The organism is Pilimelia terevasa (assembly GCF_014647915.1).
In the GTDB taxonomy this organism is placed as follows: Bacteria; Actinomycetota; Actinomycetes; order Mycobacteriales; family Micromonosporaceae; genus Pilimelia; species Pilimelia terevasa.
Window position 1 is genome coordinate 174659 of the sequence record NZ_BMQC01000001.1, and the last position, 19199, is coordinate 193857.

Annotated in this window: 17 protein-coding genes; 11 read left to right on the forward strand and 6 right to left on the reverse strand. The window is 76.3% G+C overall.

The genetic code is table 11. From position 1 onward, the window contains the following. Nucleotides 1-94 precede the first annotated feature (94 nt). Complete coding sequence (locus tag IEY75_RS00805) at nucleotides 95-1822, reverse strand: CocE/NonD family hydrolase (protein WP_189112193.1); 1728 nt, start codon at nucleotides 1820-1822, stop codon at nucleotides 95-97. A gap of 922 nt (nucleotides 1823-2744) precedes the next feature. Here IEY75_RS00805 and IEY75_RS00810 point away from each other — a divergent pair. From IEY75_RS00810 to IEY75_RS00830, 5 genes are all read left to right on the forward strand, one after another. Continuing rightward, nucleotides 2745-3401 (forward strand): sensor histidine kinase, encoded by a 657-nt coding sequence (locus tag IEY75_RS00810; RefSeq protein ID WP_189112194.1) that lies wholly within the window; start codon nucleotides 2745-2747, stop codon nucleotides 3399-3401. Next, a complete protein-coding gene (locus IEY75_RS00815) occupies nucleotides 3398-4069 on the forward strand; it encodes a response regulator transcription factor (protein ID WP_189112195.1) in 672 nt (223 codons plus the stop codon). Before IEY75_RS00810 ends, IEY75_RS00815 begins: the two co-directional genes overlap by 4 nt. Nucleotides 4070-4181: 112 nt before the next feature. Next, nucleotides 4182-4436, forward strand: a complete 255-nt coding sequence (locus tag IEY75_RS00820; protein WP_189112196.1) for a Smr/MutS family protein — start codon at nucleotides 4182-4184, stop codon at nucleotides 4434-4436. A gap of 149 nt (nucleotides 4437-4585) precedes the next feature. Continuing rightward, nucleotides 4586-5785 carry a PP2C family protein-serine/threonine phosphatase gene (locus tag IEY75_RS00825; protein ID WP_189112197.1) on the forward strand — a complete coding sequence of 400 codons (1200 nt, stop codon included), beginning with the start codon at nucleotides 4586-4588 and terminating at the stop codon, nucleotides 5783-5785. Further along, nucleotides 5782-7335 (forward strand): sensor histidine kinase, encoded by a 1554-nt coding sequence (locus IEY75_RS00830; protein WP_189112198.1) that lies wholly within the window; start codon nucleotides 5782-5784, stop codon nucleotides 7333-7335. The genes IEY75_RS00825 and IEY75_RS00830 overlap by 4 nt, the downstream gene beginning before the upstream one ends. A gap of 60 nt (nucleotides 7336-7395) precedes the next feature. Here the strand turns inward: IEY75_RS00830 and IEY75_RS00835 are convergent, their stop codons facing one another. Next, nucleotides 7396-8379: a C40 family peptidase gene (locus tag IEY75_RS00835; RefSeq protein WP_189112199.1), complete on the reverse strand. Its 984-nt coding sequence runs from the start codon at nucleotides 8377-8379 to the stop codon at nucleotides 7396-7398. 194 nt (nucleotides 8380-8573) lie between these two features. On the opposite strand from IEY75_RS00835, the gene IEY75_RS00840 reads away from it, so the two are divergent. Further along, nucleotides 8574-9569, forward strand: a complete 996-nt coding sequence (locus IEY75_RS00840) for a DUF8832 domain-containing protein (protein WP_189112200.1) — start codon at nucleotides 8574-8576, stop codon at nucleotides 9567-9569. Here IEY75_RS00840 and IEY75_RS00845 read toward each other — a convergent pair. From IEY75_RS00845 to IEY75_RS00860, 4 genes are all read right to left on the reverse strand, one after another. Further along, nucleotides 9562-10719 carry a class I SAM-dependent methyltransferase gene (locus IEY75_RS00845; protein ID WP_189112201.1) on the reverse strand — a complete coding sequence of 386 codons (1158 nt, stop codon included), beginning with the start codon at nucleotides 10717-10719 and terminating at the stop codon, nucleotides 9562-9564. The two genes, IEY75_RS00840 and IEY75_RS00845, sit on opposite strands and share 8 nt — an antisense overlap. 2 nt (nucleotides 10720-10721) lie before the next feature. Then, entirely contained in the window at nucleotides 10722-12440 is a 1719-nt protein-coding gene (locus tag IEY75_RS00850) for a DEAD/DEAH box helicase (protein WP_189112202.1), read from the reverse strand. A gap of 523 nt (nucleotides 12441-12963) precedes the next feature. Further along, entirely contained in the window at nucleotides 12964-13191 is a 228-nt protein-coding gene (locus IEY75_RS00855) for a DUF3107 domain-containing protein (protein ID WP_189112203.1), read from the reverse strand. A gap of 92 nt (nucleotides 13192-13283) precedes the next feature. Beyond that, nucleotides 13284-13922 (reverse strand): TetR/AcrR family transcriptional regulator, encoded by a 639-nt coding sequence (locus tag IEY75_RS00860; protein ID WP_189112204.1) that lies wholly within the window; start codon nucleotides 13920-13922, stop codon nucleotides 13284-13286. Nucleotides 13923-14071: 149 nt separating this feature from the next. Here IEY75_RS00860 and IEY75_RS00865 point away from each other — a divergent pair, with 149 nt between their 5' ends. The 5 genes from IEY75_RS00865 to IEY75_RS00885 all read left to right on the forward strand — a co-directional run bounded on the left by IEY75_RS00865 (nucleotide 14072) and on the right by IEY75_RS00885 (nucleotide 19175). Next, the gene (locus IEY75_RS00865) at nucleotides 14072-16027 is read left to right on the forward strand and encodes a hypothetical protein (protein ID WP_189112205.1); all 1956 of its coding nucleotides are present in this window, start codon (nucleotides 14072-14074) and stop codon (nucleotides 16025-16027) included. Nucleotides 16028-16064: 37 nt separating this feature from the next. Further along, nucleotides 16065-17006 (forward strand): alpha/beta fold hydrolase, encoded by a 942-nt coding sequence (locus IEY75_RS00870; RefSeq protein WP_189112206.1) that lies wholly within the window; start codon nucleotides 16065-16067, stop codon nucleotides 17004-17006. An 84-nt stretch (nucleotides 17007-17090) separates the two neighbouring features. Then, nucleotides 17091-18311, forward strand: coding sequence for a DUF3152 domain-containing protein (locus IEY75_RS21180; RefSeq protein WP_268244314.1), 1221 nt, complete (start codon nucleotides 17091-17093; stop codon nucleotides 18309-18311). After that, entirely contained in the window at nucleotides 18311-18625 is a 315-nt protein-coding gene (locus IEY75_RS00880) for an MGMT family protein (RefSeq protein ID WP_189112207.1), read from the forward strand. The genes IEY75_RS21180 and IEY75_RS00880 overlap by 1 nt, the downstream gene beginning before the upstream one ends. Before the next feature lie 4 nt (nucleotides 18626-18629). Further along, nucleotides 18630-19175 carry an NADH-quinone oxidoreductase subunit B gene (locus tag IEY75_RS00885; protein ID WP_189112208.1) on the forward strand — a complete coding sequence of 182 codons (546 nt, stop codon included), beginning with the start codon at nucleotides 18630-18632 and terminating at the stop codon, nucleotides 19173-19175. Nucleotides 19176-19199 lie beyond the last annotated feature (24 nt).

Below are 19199 nucleotides of genomic sequence, written 5' to 3' on the forward strand. Positions count from 1 at the left end.
GCGGTACCCCGGACGCGAGTGTGGCCCGCGGGCGACGCCGCGGGCCACACTCACGTGCTGTTGAAAGGGCGGATCGGTCGGTCTCGCGGGCGGGTCAGTTGTTCGCGAGGCGGACGGTCAGCGAGCCGCCCGGGTCGACGCGCAGCTTGGTGCCGCCCGGCGGGCGCAGCGTGTACTCGCTGTCCGTGGACATGATCACCAGGCCGATCCGCCGGCCGGCGGCGATGGCCCGGTCCTGCGGCTCCAGGTTGAAGGTCACCGTGACGGCCTTGCCCGGCGTCAGCGGCGTGCCCTTCTCCAGGCTGGCCGCGTTCTGCGGGTCGGCCCAGCCCCGGCTGATGTGCGTACCGGCGCCGCTGCTGTCGTAGGAGACCAGGACCGCGGTGAGGTTCGCCGCCGTCTTGTTCTCCACCGCGACGTTGAGCGTGACCCGCGCGGTGCCGGTGAACCGGCTGTTGGCCTTCAGCGGCTCGCTCAGGTAGACCAGCCGCCCGTCCTTGGGCTTGGTGCCGTCGGCGATGAGGGTGCCCACCTTGGCGGACCTGCCCAGGTCGGTGAAGGCCTGCGGCTGCCTGCCGGTCGGCTCGGACTCGGTCAGCGAACCCGGGCTCGTGCCGTCGCGCGCGCCGAGCTGGTAGGTGACCTCCCTGGCCCCGGGGTCCGGCCAGTCGGCGAACTTCTTCCAGGTGCCGTCGACGTCGACGTCGGCCCGGGGCTCCCGGTCGATGCCGTTGTCGATCCCCTTGAGGTACCGGTCCCACCAGCGGCTCACCATCGTGCGCCACTGCGGGTGGTTGGGGACCCCGTGGCCGCCCCGGTGCAGCACGATCTTGCGGGGCTTGTCGGCCTTGGCCAGCGCCTGGTACCACTTGGCGTAGTTGGTGCCCTTGACGTTCCAGTCGCCCATGCCGTGGCCCACCAGGACCGCCGCCCGGACCTTGGACGCCTTGTCGGTGAAGTCCCGGTCCTTCCAGAACTGGGTGTAGTCGCCGTGCTCGCGGCCCTGCTGCTGGGTGAGCTTGTTGATCTGCGCCGCGCAGCCGCCGCCCTTCTTCACGACGGCCTTGGCCAGGATGTCGGCGTCCTCGCCCTGGTAGCCGCCCGGCGCCACGACCAGGCCGTTGGCCCGGTAGTAGTCGTACCAGTCGGCGATCGCGGCGATCGGCACGATGGCCTCCAGGCCCTCGACACCGGTGGCGGCGGCCATGTTCGGCAGGGTGCCGTTGTACGAGACGCCGGTCATGCCCACCTTGCCCGTGGACCAGTCGGCCCGGACCTCGCCGCCGCTGGCGTTGAAGCCCTTCGCGCGGCCGTTGAGCCAGTCGACGATGGCGACGGCGCCCATCGCCTCCTGCATGTCGCCGCTGGTCGGGCAGCCGTCGCTGCCGGAGGTGCCGATGCTCTGGCCGGCGATGGTGGCGTACCCGTCGGCGAGCAGCTCGTCGAACATGAGGCCGCGCAGGTTGCTCTTGCGGATCGGCTTGGGGCGCAGCGGCACCTCGCCGTCCACGAAGGAGGTCTCCTGCGGCAGCTTGCCGACGTCGACGTTGTGGTTGGCGGCGTCGTTGAGGCCGTCCTTGTACGGGGTGTGCTCCAGGACGACGGGGACCTTGCCGCTCGCCGGCCGGTTGATGTCGATCGCGACCCGGTCCTTGCGGCCGTTGCCGTCGCTGTCGACCTGCGTCTCGACGAAGACGCGCTCGGCGAGGTACGGCGCGGCGGCGGCGGCGGACGGTACGGCGAGGACGGCCGCGGGCACGAGGACGGCCGTGAGGGCGCCGACGGCGGTCAGCGCGAGGGGCGGGCGCCGGAGACCGGCCATGAGGAGGTGCTCCTTTCATCGCGCCCCCCGCCAGCGGCGGAGGGGCGTGCGCGGCGGGCGGCGGGGCCGCACATTCACGCATGTCGTTGCGTGGGGGGAAGGTTGTCACGAACGGCCGCCCAGGTCCAGACCTTGGTCCCGGGTGACTTCGACGTTTGTCCCTGATGTGGGTCTTCGCCCGCCGACTAGCGTCGGCGCGTGCACATCGCGGCGGGCGCGGGGGTCCGGCGGCGGCGGGGCGGGGGTCCGGGCGGCGGCGGCCGGCCCGGGCGCGGGACGCGGGGCGGGGGTGATCTGCGTGACGCCTCTCACGTCGCCCGCGTGCCGTTTTCGTCGCCGCGGCGTTGGTCCGACGGGCGGTCTCGCGGCGGTGCGGCGCACGCCCTGTCCGCGTGAGATCGCGGTGCGTGGTGGAATGACGGTGTACCAGGAGGTCGCGGCACCGACTTCGTGACTGCAAGTGATGCGTTGTGGACGCTGCGCGTCGTAAGGGGTGCCATGGTGTGCGGGCTGACGCCAGTCAACCGTCGGATTTCTGACAGTTCCCTGTTCAACACGACAACTGCTTGTAATCTAGCTCACACGGTAAACACATCTTTCGATGGAGGTACCGCTGCGTATCCAAAGCGGACAGTATGCGGGGGGATACGTAGCGATGTCGCATGATCGCCCGCCAGCCGGACATCCGCCGGCCGTACATCCCTCGGCAGGCGCCCGCGAAGGGAGGCTCCCCCCACCCGGCTGCTGAATCGGCGGCAGTCGGAGCGCGCTCCGGTTCCGTCGTCCACCGGATGGCAACCCTCTCCCCGACCACGACGGTTGCAGTGGTCGCCCGGCCGCGCCCCGGCGCGCCGGGGCGCCGACGTGCCGCCCGCGGCGGAATAGTCAGCGGGCGCGCACGAGAACCGCGAAACGGAAGTCAATGAGTGAAACCACGGTCGCCGTCCTCCTCGACCGCCTCCACCGCTGCCAGGTGGACGAACGTCGGCGGATCGCCCGCGAGCTGCACGACGTCATCGCCCCGACGCTCGCGGTGGTACTGCACGACCTCGAACTGTTCGGCGCCCTCCGGCATTCGTCCCCGGCGCGTGCCGAGGCCAAGCTCGAAGCGGCGGCCGCCCACCTGCGCGCGGCCCTCGACCAGCTCCGCGGCGTGACGGCCGCCCTGCGCCGCGACCCGGGCACCGGCGCGCTGGGCGACGAGCTGCGCGCGTACCTCGACGTCGCCGGCTTCTCTGCCCCCACCCGGCTGCACCTGCCCGACAGCGAGCCGCCGCTGCCCCGCCCGGTCCGCGGCGAGCTGTTCCTGATCCTGCGCGAGGCGCTGCGCAACGCCCACCGGCACGGCCGGCCCACCGTCGTCGACGTGACCATCACCGCCGACGACGGGCAGGTGCTGGCGCGGGTGCGCGACGACGGCGCCGGGTTCGACCCGGCGGCGGTCCCCGCGTCCGGGATCGGCATCGTCTCCATGCGCGAACGGGCTGCCGCCTGCGGCGGCACGCTGGTCATCCGGCCCCGGTCCGGCGGGGGCACCGAGGTAGCGGTCGCGGTACCGCTCAGCGAGGGGGACGGATGAGCGCCACGCTCGCCGAGGCGCCCGGCGTGCACGTCGGCACCGACTGGCTGCGGCTCATGCTGGTCGACGACCACACGCTGTTCCGGGAGGGCCTGGCCGAGCTGCTCGGCATCGAGGCCGACGTGCGGGTGGTGGCGCAGGCCGCCGACAGCGAGACCGCCGTCCGGCTCGCCGCCGCGGCGCGGCCCGACGCCGTCCTGCTCGACGTCGAGATGCCGTTCGCGCCGGTCCAGGAGACGATCGCGCGGCTGCACGACGTCTGCCCGACCGTCCGGGTACTGATCCTGACCATGCACGACGACCCGCTGCTGGCCACGCAGGTCATCGAGGCGGGGGCCCACGGGCTGCTGGCCAAGAGCATCACCCGCCAGCAGCTCATGCACGCGGTGCGCGCGGTCGCCTACCGCGACGAGCTGGTACCGCCGCCCCTGCGCCGCCCCGGCGACTCCGGCCCGCCGCCGACCGTCCTCAGCCCCCGCGAGCGGCAGGTCCTCGAACTGGCCGGGCAGGCCCTCAGCAACGCCCAGATCGGCGCCCGCCTGTTCATCACCGAGGGCACCGTCAAGCGCCACCTCACCAACATCTACGCCAAGCTCGGCGCCGTCTCCCGGCTCGACGCCGTGAACAAGGCGGCCGCGCTGCGCTGGATCCGCCCCCGCGTCCCCTGAGCCTGTCGGCCGGCCGGCCCCCGCCCGGCCCTGCCCGTCGCCGATCCGGGCCGCGCCGCCCGTGGCCGGCGCCCGGGCGCGGATTAGCATCGAGGCAGGCAGGGGGTGGGGCGTGAAGCTGGTGCTGGATCTGCACGACGTCTTCAACCGGGGGCAGGAGATCGACCGCGCGCTGCGCGGGATCATCGACGAGGCGGTCGCCCGGAAGGCGCCGCTGGTCGAGATCATCCCGGGGAAGGGCTCCGGCCAGTTGAAGAAGCGGGTGCTGCGCTTCCTCGACCAGAAGGAGGTCAAGGCGCTGTACCACCGCGTCGAGAAGGACTCCAGGAACTTCGGCCGGATCTTCGTCCACTTCCGGTGGCGCTGACGTCCCCGTACCGGGGGCGCGGCCCCGCGGCTTTCCGCCGTGCGGGCGCCGCCGCAGGTCGGCAGGATGACCTGTCCGCCCGCCGGGGCCGGTACCCTCGTGGCGCACCCGGCCCGATCCAGGACCGCCGCAAGAGGAGGCGTGCCGTGATGACTGACCCGTCGACCGCCTTGCGGGCGGCCGCGCCGCCGGTGACCCGCCGGCTGACCGTGCTGCTCGTGGAGGACGACGTCAGCGACGCCTTCCTCGTCCGGGAACTGCTCGGCGAGGTGGACGCGCAGATCGACCTCGCGGTCGCCACGACCCTGGCCGAGGCGCGCGACCGGATCAACGACGTGGACTGCGTGCTGCTCGACCTCGGCCTGCCCGACAGCCACGGGCTGGCCGGCCTGCGCTCGATGCTCGGGCTCGCGCGGCGGCCCGCCGTGTGCGTGCTGACCGGGCTGCACGACGAGCACCTGGGCGAGGCGGCGCTCGCCGAGGGGGCCCAGGACTACCTGGTCAAGGGCCAGGTCGACGGGGTGCTGCTGAGCCGCGCCGTCCGGTACGCCGTCGAGCGCAAGCGGGCCGACGACAACGCCCGCCGCCTCGGCGAGGCCGACCTGCGGCAGGCCGAGTCCGCCCGGCTGGAGCGCGGCCTGCTGCCCCAGCCGCTGATGGACACCGACCAGATCGACGTCCGCTCCTTCTACCGCTCGGGCCGCCAGCGGGGCCTGATCGGCGGCGACTTCTACGACGTCGTCCAGACCGGGCCGGACCGGCTGCACCTGATGGTCGGCGACGTCTGCGGGCACAGCGTCGAGGAGGCGGCGCTCGGCGTCGAGCTGCGCGTGGCGTGGCGGGCGCTGACGCTGGCGGGCGTCGCGGACGACGACGTGCTGCCCGCCGTCGAGCAGGTCCTGATGAGCGAGCGCCGGGCACCGGAGATCTTCGCCACCGTCGCGACGGTCGCCCTCGACCTGCACGCCGGGCGGGCGACGGTCCGCCTCGCCGGACACCCGCCGCCGCTGCTCATCGACGGCGGCGCCGCGACCCCGCTGCCGGCGCCCTCGGGGCGGCTCCTGGGCGTCGTACCGCGGCGGCCCGACCCGTTCACCTTCGACCTGCCGCCGGCCTGGTCCCTGCTGATGTACACCGACGGCCTGATCGAGGGCCGCACCGGCGTCGCCGACGAGCGGCTGGACGTCGGCGGGCTGTGCGCCGTCCTCGCCGAGCCCGAGCGGTTCGGGGTCGCGGCCCCGGCGCTGCCCGCCTGGCTGGTCGGGCGGGCGGAGCGGGCCAACGGCGGCCCGCTGGCCGACGACGTCGCCATCCTGCTGGCCGCGGCCGCGGCCGCGGAGCAGGCGTGAGCGGCGGCGAGGTCAGCCTCCGGGCCCGGCTGACCTCCCTGTGCCTGGCCGTCAGCCTGCTCCTGCTCGGGATGGCCGTCGGCGCCACCGTCCTGGCCGACCGCAGCCACGACCGCACCGACACCCTGGCCCGGACCATCAAGCCGGCCCGCAACGCGGTCGAGGCGCTGCGCTCTGGTGTGATCGTCCAGCGCAGCGCGATGCGCGGCTTTGCCGTCACCGGCAGCAGCCGGGAACTCGCCGAGTACCGCGACGCCGGAGCCGAGTACGACCGGCTGATGGCGGCCCTGCGCGGCCAGGTCGACCGGCAGGCGGCGTTCGTCGGGCGGCTGGCGGCGGTGGACGCGGCGTACCGGACGTGGCGGGCCGAGGTCGCGGCGCCGGTCGTCAGCGCCACCCAGCGCGCGGGCGCCGCCGCCGGCCAGCGCGAGTTGCAGGCCCGCGTGGCCAACCAGTTCACCGACCTGCGCAACGAACTGGACGCCCTGCTCGGCGCGCTCATCAGCGAGACCGACCGGGCGGTGGAGACCGTCCGGCGGATCAGCGACCAGCTCAGCCTGCTGCTGACCGCGGCGGCGGTGTGCGTCCTGTTCAGCGCGGCCCTGCTGCTGGTCTTCCTGCAACGCTGGGTCATCCGCCCCCTCACCGTCCTCGGCGAGGGGGTGCGCGCGGTGGCCGGCGGGGAGTTCGCCCGGCACATCGCGCCGGCCGGCCCGCGCGAGCTGAACCGGCTCGCCGCGGACGTCGACAGCATGCGCCGCCGGATCGTCGACGACCTCGCCGCCGTCCGCGCCGCCCGGCAGCAGGTGGTCGAGGCCAACGCGCGGCTGGAGGCCCAGGCCACGGAGCTGACCCGCTCGAACCGGGACCTAGAGCAGTTCGCGTACGTCGCCTCGCACGACCTGCAGGAGCCGCTGCGCAAGGTGGCCAGCTTCTGCCAGCTCCTCCAGCGCCGGTACGGCGGGCAGCTCGACGAGAAGGCCGACCAGTACATCGCGTTCGCGGTGGACGGCGCGCAGCGGATGCAGCGGCTGATTAACGATCTGCTCGCCTTCTCCCGGATCGGGCGCCGGACGAGCCAGTTCGAGGCGCTGGACCTCAACGCCGTGCTCGCCCGGGTGTGCACCGACCTGCGCGCCGAGGCCGAGGCGGTCGGCGGCGAGATCCGCGTCGGCGACCTGCCGGCGGTCCGCGGCGAGGAGTCGCTGGTCACCACGGTGGTGACGAACCTGCTGGCCAACGCGCTGAAGTTCCGGCGCCCCGACGTGCCGCCCGTGGTGGAGGTCAGCGCGCGCCGCGCGGGCCGGCTCTGGGAGCTGACCGTGCGCGACAACGGCATCGGCATCCCCGCCGAGTACGCCGACAAGGTCTTCGTCATCTTCCAGCGCCTGCACGGCCGCGAGTCCTACGCCGGCACGGGCATCGGCCTGGCGATCGTCAAGAAGATCGTCGAGTACCACGGCGGCGAGGTCTGGCTCGACACCGACGGCGGCCCCGGCACCACGATCCGGCTGACGCTGCCGGACGCCGGCACGGCCCCGCCGGCCTGAGGACGGGAGGCGGCGCCGCCCCGGGGGACAGCGCCGCCTCCCGCGGTGCGGTGCCGGCGGCTACGGGCGGCCGAACGAGTGGATCGGCGCGTAGGTCAGCGAGTCGATGTGGACATTCTCGCCGTACGTCGGGGCGTGGATGATCCGGCCGCCGCCGATGTAGAGCGCGACGTGCGACAGGTCGCCGTAGTAGAACACCAGGTCGCCGGGGCGCAGGTCGCTGCGGCCGATGTCGCGGACCACGCCGCGCTGGCCGGCCGCGTTGTGCGGCAGGTTGCGCCCGGCGGCCGTCCAGGCCGCCTTGATCAGGCCGGAGCAGTCGTACCCGTCGGGGCCGGAGCCGCCGAACCGGTACGGGGTGCCGATCTGGCTGTACGCGAAGCGGACCGCGCGGCCGGCGGCCCCGGTGATCCCGGCCGGCGCCGGTACCCCGTCGGTGTCGACGGCGCCGCCCCGCGGGCGGTTCGGGTCGGGCCGGGGGGTGCCCCGGTCCGCGGCGTCGTCGATGAGCTGCCGGAGCCGGTAGATCTCGCCCTCGACGTGCTGGCGCTTCGCGGTGAGCTGCGCGCGCTGCTTGTACTGCGAGGCTGCCAGCATGGCGAGCGCCTGCTGCGCCTTGCGGTAGTGGTGGTTGGCCTGGTCCAGGTTGGCGACGGCCTTCTGCTGGTTGTCGGCGAGCCGGGTGACGACCAGGATGCGGTCGGTGAGCTGGTGCGGGCCGTTGGCGGTCAGCAGCATCCCGACCTTGTAGCTGGCCGCGACGCGGTACGCCCCGGCGGCGATGGCGCCGACCTTGCCGCGCTGCTGCTCGACGGCGCGCCGCATCGGTCCCAGCCGCGGCGTCAGCTCGGCGAGCTGCGTCTCGGTGGAGGCCAGGTCGGCGCGGATCTGGTTGTACTCCTCCACGACGGCGTCGAGCTGGTGCCGGGCGCGCTGGAGCTGGACGTCGAGCGGGGTGGCGGCCGCGGCGGGGCTCGGCTGCGGGAGGAGCGTGGCGCCGATTGCGGTGACGAGGGTGAGGCGACCGGCGCGCCGGCCAGCCACGGTAGGAAAGGACACGCCCTGCTAACGAGGTAATTCTGGCAAAGGACTCGTAAATCTTCTTTGTAGTGAAAATGCCACAAATACCCCTCATGCGGACGGAGTAGGCCGTCGCGCGTCGGAGTCGGACCCGGCGCCCCGCGCCGACCGCCTCACCGCGACGCCGCGCGACGACCACGCCCGGTTACGCTCGGTCCGTGGCAACAGCATCCGGGCCCGGCCCGACCGAGCCCCCGTCGGCCGACCCCGGCAGCGCGGCGCCCGCCGCGGCCGCGGCCGCCCGGGCCCCCGCCGACCGCGCGGCGCTGCGCATGGCCGGCATCGTCGGCGGCCTGATCGTCGCCCTGCTGGGCGGCTTCGGCCTCGGACGTGCCGCCACCCAGCCCGCGACCGCGCCGCCGGTCGGCGCCTCCCACGTCGACGTGCCCGGCGCCCCCCAGCACGGGCACGGCGGCACCGCGGGCGTCAACGGCGAGTCCGTGGTCGGCGGCGTCGCCAACGGCCTGGCCGCCGTCGCCGTCGGCTACCGGATCGTGCCCGGCGCCACCGTCCTGCCGCCCGGCGCGGCGCGGCCCTTCACGTTCCGGATCCTGGACGCCGCGGGTGCGACCGTGACCCGGTTCATCGACAACCACGAGCGCAAGCTGCACCTCATCGTCCTGCGCCGGGACGTCACCGGCTTCCAGCACCTGCACCCGGTGATGGCCCCCGACGGCACGTGGAGCATTCCGCTGCGGCTGCCGGCGCCCGGGATCTGGCACGCCTACGCGGACTTCATCGCCGCCGACGCCGCCGGCCGGCAGACGCCGGTCACGCTCGGCGTGGACCTGACCGCCCCCGGCGCGTACGCCCCGGCGCCGCTGCCCGCCCCGGCGGCGGCGGTCGCGGTCGGCGGCTACCGGGTGGCGCTGGAGGGCAGCGCCCGGGCCGGCGCGATCCAGCCCGTCCGGTTCCGGGTGACCCGCGGCGGCGACCCGGCCCCGCTGGACCGGTACCTGGGCGCGTACGGCCACCTCGTCGTCATCCGCACCAGCGACCTCGGGTACGTGCACGTGCACGCCGACGTCACGATGGCGGCCGACGCGGTCCAGTTCTGGCTGTCCCCGCCGAGCCCGGGGACCTACCGCGCCTTCCTCGACTTCTCCACCGGCGGCGCCGTCCGCACGGCACCCTTCACGCTGAACGTCACCTGAGCCCCGGCGCGGACCCGCCGCCGGCTCCGGCTGCGCCCAGCATGGCGGCCAGGGCCGGGTTGACGCCGTACGCGGCCGCCAGCCCCGCCGCCTCCGCCGGGCGCGCGCCCGCGGCGCGCCGGCAGCGCAGCAGGGTGTTGCGCGGGGTGTGCGCCGAGTCGACGAACTCGACCACGTCGACCGCGTAGCCGCGCTCGCGCAGCAGCGCCGCCCGCAGCGCGTCGGTGAGCGTGTCGGCGAGCCGCTCGCGCAGGATCCCGTCGCGGGTCAGCGGCCCGGCCGGCGCGCGACGTAGCTGGGCCGCCACGTCGTGGTGGCAGCAGGGCGCGGCGAGGATCCAGCGCGCCTGCCAGGCCACGGCGCGGGCGAGCGCCTCGTCGGTGGCCGTGTCGCAGGCGTGCAGGGCCAGCACGACGTGCGGGGGGTCGAGGTCGGCGGCGGCGATGGTACCGGCGACGAAGCGGACCTGCCCGGCGCAGCCGAGCGCCGCGGCCAGCGCGGTGTTGCGCTCCCGCTGGTCCTCCCGCACGTCGACCCCGGTCACCTCGGCGGCGATGCCGCGGGCGTGCAGGTACCGGTACGCGGCGAAGGTCAGGTAGGCGTTGCCGCAGCCGAGGTCGACCACCCGCAGCGGCGTCGGCAGCCCCTCGGCCGGCAGCGTGGCGTCGAGGGCCCGCAGGAACGCGTCCACCTGGCGCCGCTTGGCCGCGCCGCCGCCGACGACCGCGAACAGCGGGTCGCCCGGGTCCAGCAGGTGGCGGCTGGCCCGGTCGTGCGCGGCCGGCTCCGCGGACACCGGCGCGCGGGCGTCCCGGTGCACCTGCGCCTCGCCCTTCTTGGTCACCCGCACCTGCAGGACCGTGTCGGCGGTCTCCACGTGCCAGTTGCCGTAGGGCTGGGCGAGCAGCGCGTCGACCGCGGCGGCGGCGTCGGCCCCGGGCGCGACGTTGCGGGTGTGCGGGCGTACCCCGTCGGTGCCGACGACCTGGAGCCGCGCCCCGGCCTTGAGCGCGACGGGGCGGACCTGCGCGCGCGCCGGGTCCGGGAGCGGCTGCCCGCGCCGGCGGCCGGCGGCCACCGCCCGGACCAGGGCGGGGTGCAGCAGCGCGGCGCGGACCTCGGTCAGCGCCGCGTCCAGCGACTGCGGCACGGTCAGCCGGCGGCCGGTGCGGCGCTGTCCCGACCCGCGCCCCCGCGCCCGGACCGGCGTCGGCGCCGGGCGGGCTTGCGGGCCTCGTCGGCGGCCTCGCCGTTGTCGGTGCGGGCCGCCTCGCGGCCCTGCGGCGCGCGGGCGGTCTCGGCGCCGGTCGTCTCCGCGCCGAGGTCGGCGCCGTTGCGCCGGCGCCGCCGCTGCCGCGGGGACCGGGTCGACTCGCCGTTCTCCCCGGGGGGCGGCGCGGACTCGGCCGCGCGGTCGTCGGCCGCCCGGCCGCCGCGGGCGCCGCCGTCGCGGGCGCCGCGGTCGCGGCCGCTCTCCCGGCCGCCGCCGTCGCGCCGGTCGCCGTCGCGCCGGTCGCCGTCGCGCCCGCGGCCGGGACGGCCCCGGCCGCCGTCGCGCCCGCCGCCGCTGTCGCGCCCGCGCGGCGGCCGGCCGCCGAGGTCCTCCTCGACCTCGGCCGAGAGGCCGGCGCGGGTCCGGTCGGCGCTGGGCAGGGTGCCCGTGACGTCGGTGGGGATGTCGAGGTCGGCGTACAGCCACTCCGACGTGTGGTACGTCTCCGGCGGCTCCGGCATGGACAGGCCAAGGTTCCGGTTGATGATCGTCCAGCGCGGGGCGTCCTCCCAGTCGACGAACGTCACGGCGACGCCCGTCGCCCCGGCCCGGCCGGTGCGGCCGATCCGGTGGGTGTAGGTCGCCTCGTCCTCGGGGCAGTCGTAGTTGACGACGTGGGTGACGCCGGAGACGTCCAGCCCGCGGGCCGCGACGTCGGTGGCGACCAGTACGTCGATCTTGCCCGTCCGGAAGGCGCGCAGCGCCCGCTCGCGGGCGCCCTGGCCGAGGTCGCCGTGGACGGCGGCGGCGGCGAAGCCGCGGAAGTCCAGGTCCTCGGCGACCCGGTCGGCGGCCCGCTTGGTCCGGGTGAAGATCATGGTCAGGCCGCGGTCCTGCGCCTGGAGGATCCGCGCCAGTACCTCGATCTTGTTCATCGAGTGGGTCCGGTAGACCACCTGGGTGGTCAGCGGCGACGGTCCGGTCTCGGCGGTGTGGCCGGCGTGGATCGTCACCGGGTGGTGCAGGAAGCGGCGGGACAGGGCGACGATCGGGTCCGGCATGGTGGCCGAGAACAGCATCGTCTGCCGCTGCTCGGGCAGCATCGCCAGGATCCGCTCGACGTCGTCGAGGAAGCCCAGGTCGAGCATCCGGTCGGCCTCGTCCAGGACGAGGTGCCGGACCTGGTCGAGCTTGAGCTTCTTCTGCTTGCACAGGTCGAGCAGGCGGCCCGGCGTGCCGACGAGGATCTCGATGCCGGTGGTCAGGGCCTCGATCTGCGGCTCGTAGGCGACGCCGCCGTAGATGGACAGGACCCGCACGCCGCGCACCTTGCCCGCCGTGGCGAGGTCGGTGGCGACCTGGAGGCCCAGCTCGCGGGTCGGGACGACGACGAGCGCCTGCGGCGCGCCGCTCCCGCCCTCGTGCGGGGCCAGCACGCGGTCGATGAGGGGGATGCCGAAGCCGAGCGTCTTCCCGGTGCCGGTGGGCGCCTGCCCGATGAGGTCGGAGCCGCGCAGGGCGATCGGGAGCGCGTACTCCTGGATCGCGAACGCGTGCGTGATGCCGGCCGCGGCGAGTGCCTCGACGGTCTCCGGGCGCGCGCCGAGTTCTGCGAACGTCGGGCTGGCGGGACGGTCGTGGGTGTGCAGATCAGTCATGGGGTTTCTCGGGGTGCCCTCTCGTGGGTGCGCCCCGGCTGTCGGAGGGCGCGGCTGTGTGGGTCGGCGGGCCGCGCGCGGATCACTCCGCGGGCCGCGCCTCGCTGTCGGTGCTCGGGTGTCGGTCGCCGCCGCGTCTGTCACCGCGGCGGCACGCGACGCGTGGTGCGCGGCGGACTCTGGCCGCCCGGTCGCTCCGCGCTCGCGGGTGCCGCCGGTCTCCCGCGTCCGGCGCCGGGGCGCCGTCCTCGATGCCGGTGGCCGCGCCTGACGCCGGCCGCGATGACGGCGGGTCGGGTGCGCCGCACCGGCGGAGCCGCGGTCGCGGTGGCACTGGACGTGGGCCGCCACCGGCGGCTCGCGGGTCCATCGTACCCGACCACGGCGGCTCCGCCCTGGTCAGCGGCCGGCCCCGACGATATTTCCGACAATTAGTCATGTCTCGGGCGGCCGGCGGTGCCGGACGCGCGACGACCGGCCGGGCGGATCGCCGGGCCGGTCGTCGGGGGTGTCCGGGAGGACGTCAGCGGGCGGCGAAGCCGACCGAGCGGGCCGTCGCCTCGGCGATCTCCACGTACGCCAGCTTGGTCGCCGGGACGAGCAGCCGGCGGCCCTTCTCGTCGGTCAGGCTGAGCACCCCGGAGTCGCCGCCGATGGCGTCGGTGACCAGCTTCTCGACGTCCTCGGGCGACTGATCGCTCTCGATGACGAGCTCCCGACCCGCGTACTGCACGCCGATCTTGACCTCCACGTGGAACCTCCCGCTCGTCGTCTCCGGTACTGAAGCCTCACCGCAGCCTACCCGGCCCGGCAGCCGCGGACCGCCGGCACGCGGCGCCCGGGTCAGCCGGCGTCGGCCTCGTCCTGGCGCGGGAACGCGGCGATCCCGCGCCACGCCAGCGTCGCCAGCAGGTCCACGGCGGCCTCCTTCGGGACCGCCCGGCCGCCGCCCAGCCAGAACTGCGCCGCCTGGACCGCCGCGCCGACGAGGCCCGAGGCCAGCAGCTCGGCGTGGCCGCGGGGGCCGCCGGTGTTCGCCATGATGTCGTCGGCGACCGCGGAGGTGCACGCGTTCTCCACCCGCGTCATCCGCTCCCGGACGGTCGGGTCGTTGCGCAGGTCCGAGGCGAACACCAGCCGGAAGGCTCCGCTGTCGTGGTCGACGAAGTCGAAGTAGGCGCCGACGGCCGCGTGCACCCGGTCGCGGTTGTCCGAGTCGACCCGCATCGCCTCGCGCACGCCCTCGACGATCGCGTCGCAGTGGGTGTCCAGCAGGGCCAGGTACAGCTCCAGCTTGCCGGGGAAGTGCTGGTACAGCACCGGCTTGGAGACCCCGGCGCGTTCGGCGATGTCGTCCATCGCGGCGGCGTGGTACCCCTGCGCGACGAAGACCTCCTGGGCCGCGGCCAGGAGCTGCTTGCGCCGCGCGGACCGGGGCAGCCGGGCAGGCCGTCCCTCCGCGCGCGTCCCTACCGAGCCCATCGATCCCTCCGCACCTCGCGCACCCACCGCGCCGGGTCCCCGGCACCGCGCGCGGCACCATCCCACCGTAGAGCCCGCGCGGCGTTCGCGTGGCTCCTAGGGGCCGCACGCACACGGTAGCCTCAGCGGAGGTGACCGAGGAGCGCACGGTGGATGAATCAGGGGCTGTGGACGGTGGGGCGCGGCCCGCCGGCGCGGCGGCGGGCGACGGCGGCGGGGAGGGCGTGGACACTCCGAAGGAGAACGGCTGCTGGCCGCCGGTGGAGCCGGTGGCCAGCACCGGCGCGCGCTACCCCTCGGCGGCCGCGCTGTGGAGCACCACGTACCCGCCGCCCTCGCGCTGGGACTGGGGGGGAGACCCCCATCCGGCTGGCCCGTCCGGGGCGTCCACATTGCTCGCCGCACCTGACGGCCGCGACCCGGGCCGGGTGCTGCCGCACCGGGTGCCGGTCGACGCCGAGCCGCTGTCCGCCCGCGCCCCGGCGCCGCCCGCGCAGACCCCGGAGCTGGCCCGCCTCGCCACCCACCTGCGCCGCGACGACGAGCCCGGCGCGCCCCGCGAGCGCCCGGAGGGCTTCGACGTGGACGCCGTCCTCGGCGCCGCGCACGACGTCAGCGGCGTGCGCGGCGCGTCGCTGCGCACCACCCCCAGCGGCGCCCACCTGCTGCGCCTGGACCTCGCCGACGGCGCCGACGCCGCCCACGTCAGCCGCGAGGTGGCCCGGATGCTCCAGGAGCGGCTGGGCCTGGCCGCCGGCCCGGCGTCCGGGGCGCCCCGGGTCCCGCGGCAGGCCGAGCCGGACCGCCGGCCCGCCCACGCGGCGGGCGAGCCGCCGCGGCCCTCCCGCCGCGGCCGGCGGCGGGCGCCGGACGACACCGCCTCGTGGGGTCCGCCGGCACCGGCCCGCGCGCCGCGGCCCCGGGGGGCGCGCTCCGCCGCGGACGCGGACCTGCCCGCCCCGCCGCCGGCCGCGGCGTCGCCGACCGACCTCGCCGCCGCGCCCTCGGCTGCCGCGCTCCCGGCGGCCCCGCCTTCGTCCGCGCCCTCGGCTGCGACGGCTCCTTCTGCCGCGCCTCCCGCTGACGCGCCGTCTGCCGCCCTGCCGTCTGCCGGCCCGTCCGGCGCCGACTGTCCCGAAGTCTTGCCGGCCGCCGAACGCCGCGAAGTCCCGCCGGCCGCCGGCCGTTCGGACGTGACGCCGGGTCCGGGTGGGCCGGTCGACCCGCCGGCTGCCGGCTGCGGCGTCCCGGTGCCGGGCGTCGGTCCGGCAACCCCGGCGGTTGCCCCCGCGGCCGGCGCCGGCCCGGCGGCCGCCGCGCCCTCGGCGGCCTCCGGCGAAGCGCCCGCCGACCTTGTCTCGGCCGGGCCGGCGCCGATCGCGGAGCCGCACCACCCGGCGCCAGTGGCGGCACCGCACCACCCGGCGCCCGCACCGCACCACCCGGCGCCGGCCCAGCCGCCGCCGCACGACGTGGGGGCGCCCGGAGACTCGCACCCGGCAGGGCGGCCCGTCGGGCCGGCGTCCGACGGTGCGGTCCCGGTCGGGTCCGCGGTGGAGCGGCCCGGCGTCGGCGCGGCCCGGGTGCCGCCGGCCGCCGGAACCCTCGACCCGGCCGGCGCGACGCTGGCGGCCGCCGCCCCGGCCGATGCCCCCGCCCCGGCCGGCGGCCCCGTCCCGGCGGGCGGCCCGTTCGTCGCGCCGCCCGCCGCCGCCCGGGTGCGCATCGGGCACGTGGGGCTCGCGGTCGCCGGCCTGGACGCCACCGTCGAGGTGCGGCTTGCGGCCGGGGGCCGGTCCGCCAGGGGTACCGCCAGCGGACCGGCCGTGGAGCGCTACCTGCCGCGGCTGTGCGCCGCCGCCGCGGCCGCCGCCATCGGCGACCTGGTGGGTGCCGCGGACGGGCGGCAGGGCCGGTGCTTCGTCGAGCACGCGGCGGTGGTCCCGCTGGGTTCCTGCGAGGTCGCGGTCGTCGTGGTACTGCTGGTGTGTGACGGGTGGGTCGAGCAGTTGGCGGGGTCGGCGATCGTGACCGACGACGCGCACCAGGCCACGGTCCGCGCCACCATGGCGGCGGTCAACCGGCTCCTGGACGCGCTGCTGTGAACGCGGGAGCCGGGGCCGGGCGGGACAGGGGCCGGCGATGAGCGGTGTGCAGTTCGACCCGGTGCGCGGGACGCGGCCGGCGGACCCGCCCGGGCCGTACCCGGGCAGCCTGGTCACCCGGGGCGGCGCCTCCCTGTACCTGCGCCGCACCCCGGTCCGCGACGACCGCGCCGAGCCGGCCCTGTACCTGCACGGGCTGGGCGGATCGGCGCACAACTGGACGGACCTGGCCGGCCGGCTGGCCGACCGGCTGGCCGGCGAGGCGGTCGACCTGCCGGGCTTCGGGCACAGCCCGCCGGCCGGCGCGTACTCGGTGGCGTCGGTGGCCGCGCGGATGGTCGGCTGGATCGGCGACGGCGGGCGCGGCCCGGTCCACCTGGTGGGCAACTCGTTCGGCGGCGCCGTGGCGGTCCGGGTCGCCGCGCTGCGCCCGGACCTGGTCCGCACCCTGACCCTGATCTCGCCCGCCATGCCGTTCCTGGACGCCCGGCGCACGGTCCACGGGCCGATGCTGCCGCTGCTGGCGCTGCCCGGCGCCAGCCGGATCGCGGGCCGGCAGCTCGCCCGGACCGCGCCGGAGGACCTCACCCGGCAGGTGCTGGAGGCGTGCTTCGGCGACCCGGGGCGGCTGACCCCGCAGCGGGTGGCGGAGGCGGTCGCCGAGGTCGGCGGGCGGTACCGCGAGCCGTACTACCCGGCGGTCTACGTGCGGACCCTGCGCGGGCTGGTCTGGGCCTTCCTGCGCGCGTACCTGCCCGGTCCCGGCTCGCTGTGGGCGATGGCCCGCCGGCTGACGGTGCCGACGCTGGTCATCGGCGGGACGCTGGACCGGATCATCGACGTCCGGGTGGCGCCGCGGGTGGCGGACGCCGTGCCCGGCGCGCGGCTGTCGATGCTGGAGGGCGTCGGCCACGTGGCGATGATGGAGGTACCCGGGCGGGTCGCCCGCGAGATCCGACGCTTCCTCGCGGCTCGGTAACCTGGAAGTGCGCGCTCCCGGACAAATCTCACTGAGTCCTGTTTCATCCCTCTATGGTGGGATTGTGGCGGTGAATGAGCGGTGATGCTGGACGAGAAGGAACGGGGGCAGACGGTGGCCACACCCATCGATCCCCGTCCGGGGCGGCAGCCGGACCCGGCGCCCTGGACCGACCCCACCCCGGTCGCCGGTATCCCGGTCCTGCCCTCCCGCCGGCCCCGCCGCCCGCGCCCCGCCGAACCAGCCGGGCGCCCGGACCCCGCCGACGTGGCGCCCGCCGACGCCGACGCCGCCCCCGGCGGGGAGAACCGGCGGCCCGACGGGGAGACCCGCCGGCCCGACGGGGCGAACGCCTGGCCCGGCCGCCGGCTCGCCCGGCGCCCCGGCCGCGGCGGCCGCCTGACCACGCTCGGCCGGGCCGTCCTCGCCGACGCCCAGCGCCGCGACGCCGGGCCCGCGCCGGACCAGGTGTTCGAGGGTGCGCTGCGGGCCTTCGACGACCCCCGGCAGGCGCCGCCCGGCGTCCGCGACCGGACGGCCCGCTGGCGCCGCGTGCAGCGCCGCCGGCAGCGCCTCGGGGTCCTGGCCGTCCTGCTCGCGGCCGCCGCGGTCATCGGCGTCGACGTCGCCCGCGGCCCCGGCACCCGGGTCGCCGGCCGCGACGTGACCGGTACGGCGACGCCCTCGCAGGAGCGCACCGACCCGCCGCCGAGCACCGCTGCCGCCGCGGCCCGGTTCCCCGGCAGCGGCCCCGGTACCTTCTCCTACGCCACCGCGACCTCCCGGGTGTACGGCGGCGGCGGGCCGGTCCTGCGGTACCGCGTCGGCGTCGAGGCCGACACCGGCCAGGACCGGGACGCGTTCGCCCGCGAGGTCGAGCGGATCCTGGGCGACGCCCGGGGCTGGACCGCCGGCCGCGAGCGCCGGTTCCAACGGGTCAGCGGCAGCAGCCCGATCGACTTCGCCGTCGTGCTCGCCACCCCGGCCACCTCCGAGCGGCTCTGCCGCACCGGCGGCCTGGAGACGCGCCGCTTCACCAACTGCCGGATCGGCGGCAAGGTCGTCATCAACATGGCCCGCTGGTGGGAGGCGGTCCCCGGGTACGGGGCCCCGGTGGCGGAGTACCGCGACTACGTCGTCAACCACGAGGTCGGCCACCAGCTCGGCCGCGGCCACGAGCGGTGCCCCCGCGCGGGCGCGCTCGCGCCGGTCATGCAGCAGCAGACGCTCGGACTGAAGGGCTGCAAGCCCTACGGCTGGCCGTTCCACCGCGGCCGCGCGTACACCGGCCCGTCGACCCCCTGATGGACGCCGCCGCGTACGTCGAGGCCGTCCTGCGCCTGGTCGAGGGCATCCCGGCGGGCCGGGTGGCGACGTACGGCGCCGTGGCCGACGCGCTCGCCGAGGTCTCCGGGCGCCAGTCGCCGCGGCAGGTCGGCACGATCATGGCCCGGTACGGCGGGGGCGTGCCGTGGCACCGCGTCGTCAACGCCGCCGGCCGTGTGGCGCCCTCACAGCCGGCGCAGGCGCTGGCCCGGCTGCGCGCCGAGGGGGTGCCGCTGCGCGGGGACCGGGTCGACCTCGCCCGCGCCGGCTGGCACCCCCCGCCGGTACGGTAGGCGGGTGCAGTTGCCCGCGGTGCTCGGTGAGCCGATCCGGTTCGTGCTGAACTGGGGTCGGCGGTACTCGCTGTGGGTCTTCAACTTCGGCCTGGCCTGCTGCGCGATCGAGTTCATCGCCGCGAGCATGGGCCGGCACGACTTCATGCGGCTGGGCGTGATCCCGTTCGCCCACGGGCCGCGCCAGGCCGACCTGATGGTGGTCTCCGGCACCGTCACCGACAAGATGGCCCCGGCGATCCTGCGGCTGTACGCGCAGATGCCCGAGCCCAAGTACGTCATCTCCTTCGGCTCCTGCGCCAACTGCGGCGGCCCGTACTGGGACTCCTACTCGGTCACCAAGGGCGTCGACCAGCTCATCCCCGTCGACGTGTACGTGCCCGGCTGCCCGCCGCGCCCCGAGGCCCTGCTGCACGGCATCCTGCGCCTGCAGGAGCGGATCGCCGCCGAGCAGTCCGGCGTCGGCGGCGTGCCCCGCCCGGACCCGCTCGCCGGCCGGACCGCCGCGGCGCTGACCGCGCCCCTGGTGGCGCCCCCGCCGCCGGCCTGAACCGGCATCCGGGCGTGCGGGCGG

Bases quoted from the DNA above. Each gene is read 5' to 3' on its own strand.
- IEY75_RS00870 (WP_189112206.1), top strand. From the start codon at position 16,065: ATGAGCGGTGTGCAGTTCGACCCGGTGCGCGGGACGCGGCCGGCGGAC.
- IEY75_RS00825 (WP_189112197.1), top strand. From the start codon at position 4,586: ATGACTGACCCGTCGACCGCCTTGCGGGCGGCCGCGCCGCCGGTGACC.
- IEY75_RS21180 (WP_268244314.1), top strand. From the start codon at position 17,091: ATGCTGGACGAGAAGGAACGGGGGCAGACGGTGGCCACACCCATCGAT.
- IEY75_RS00805 (WP_189112193.1), bottom strand. From the start codon at position 1,822: ATGGCCGGTCTCCGGCGCCCGCCCCTCGCGCTGACCGCCGTCGGCGCC.
- IEY75_RS00880 (WP_189112207.1), top strand. From the start codon at position 18,311: ATGGACGCCGCCGCGTACGTCGAGGCCGTCCTGCGCCTGGTCGAGGGC.
- IEY75_RS00815 (WP_189112195.1), top strand. From the start codon at position 3,398: ATGAGCGCCACGCTCGCCGAGGCGCCCGGCGTGCACGTCGGCACCGAC.
- IEY75_RS00860 (WP_189112204.1), bottom strand. From the start codon at position 13,922: ATGGGCTCGGTAGGGACGCGCGCGGAGGGACGGCCTGCCCGGCTGCCC.
- IEY75_RS00810 (WP_189112194.1), top strand. From the start codon at position 2,745: ATGAGTGAAACCACGGTCGCCGTCCTCCTCGACCGCCTCCACCGCTGC.
- IEY75_RS00850 (WP_189112202.1), bottom strand. From the start codon at position 12,440: ATGACTGATCTGCACACCCACGACCGTCCCGCCAGCCCGACGTTCGCA.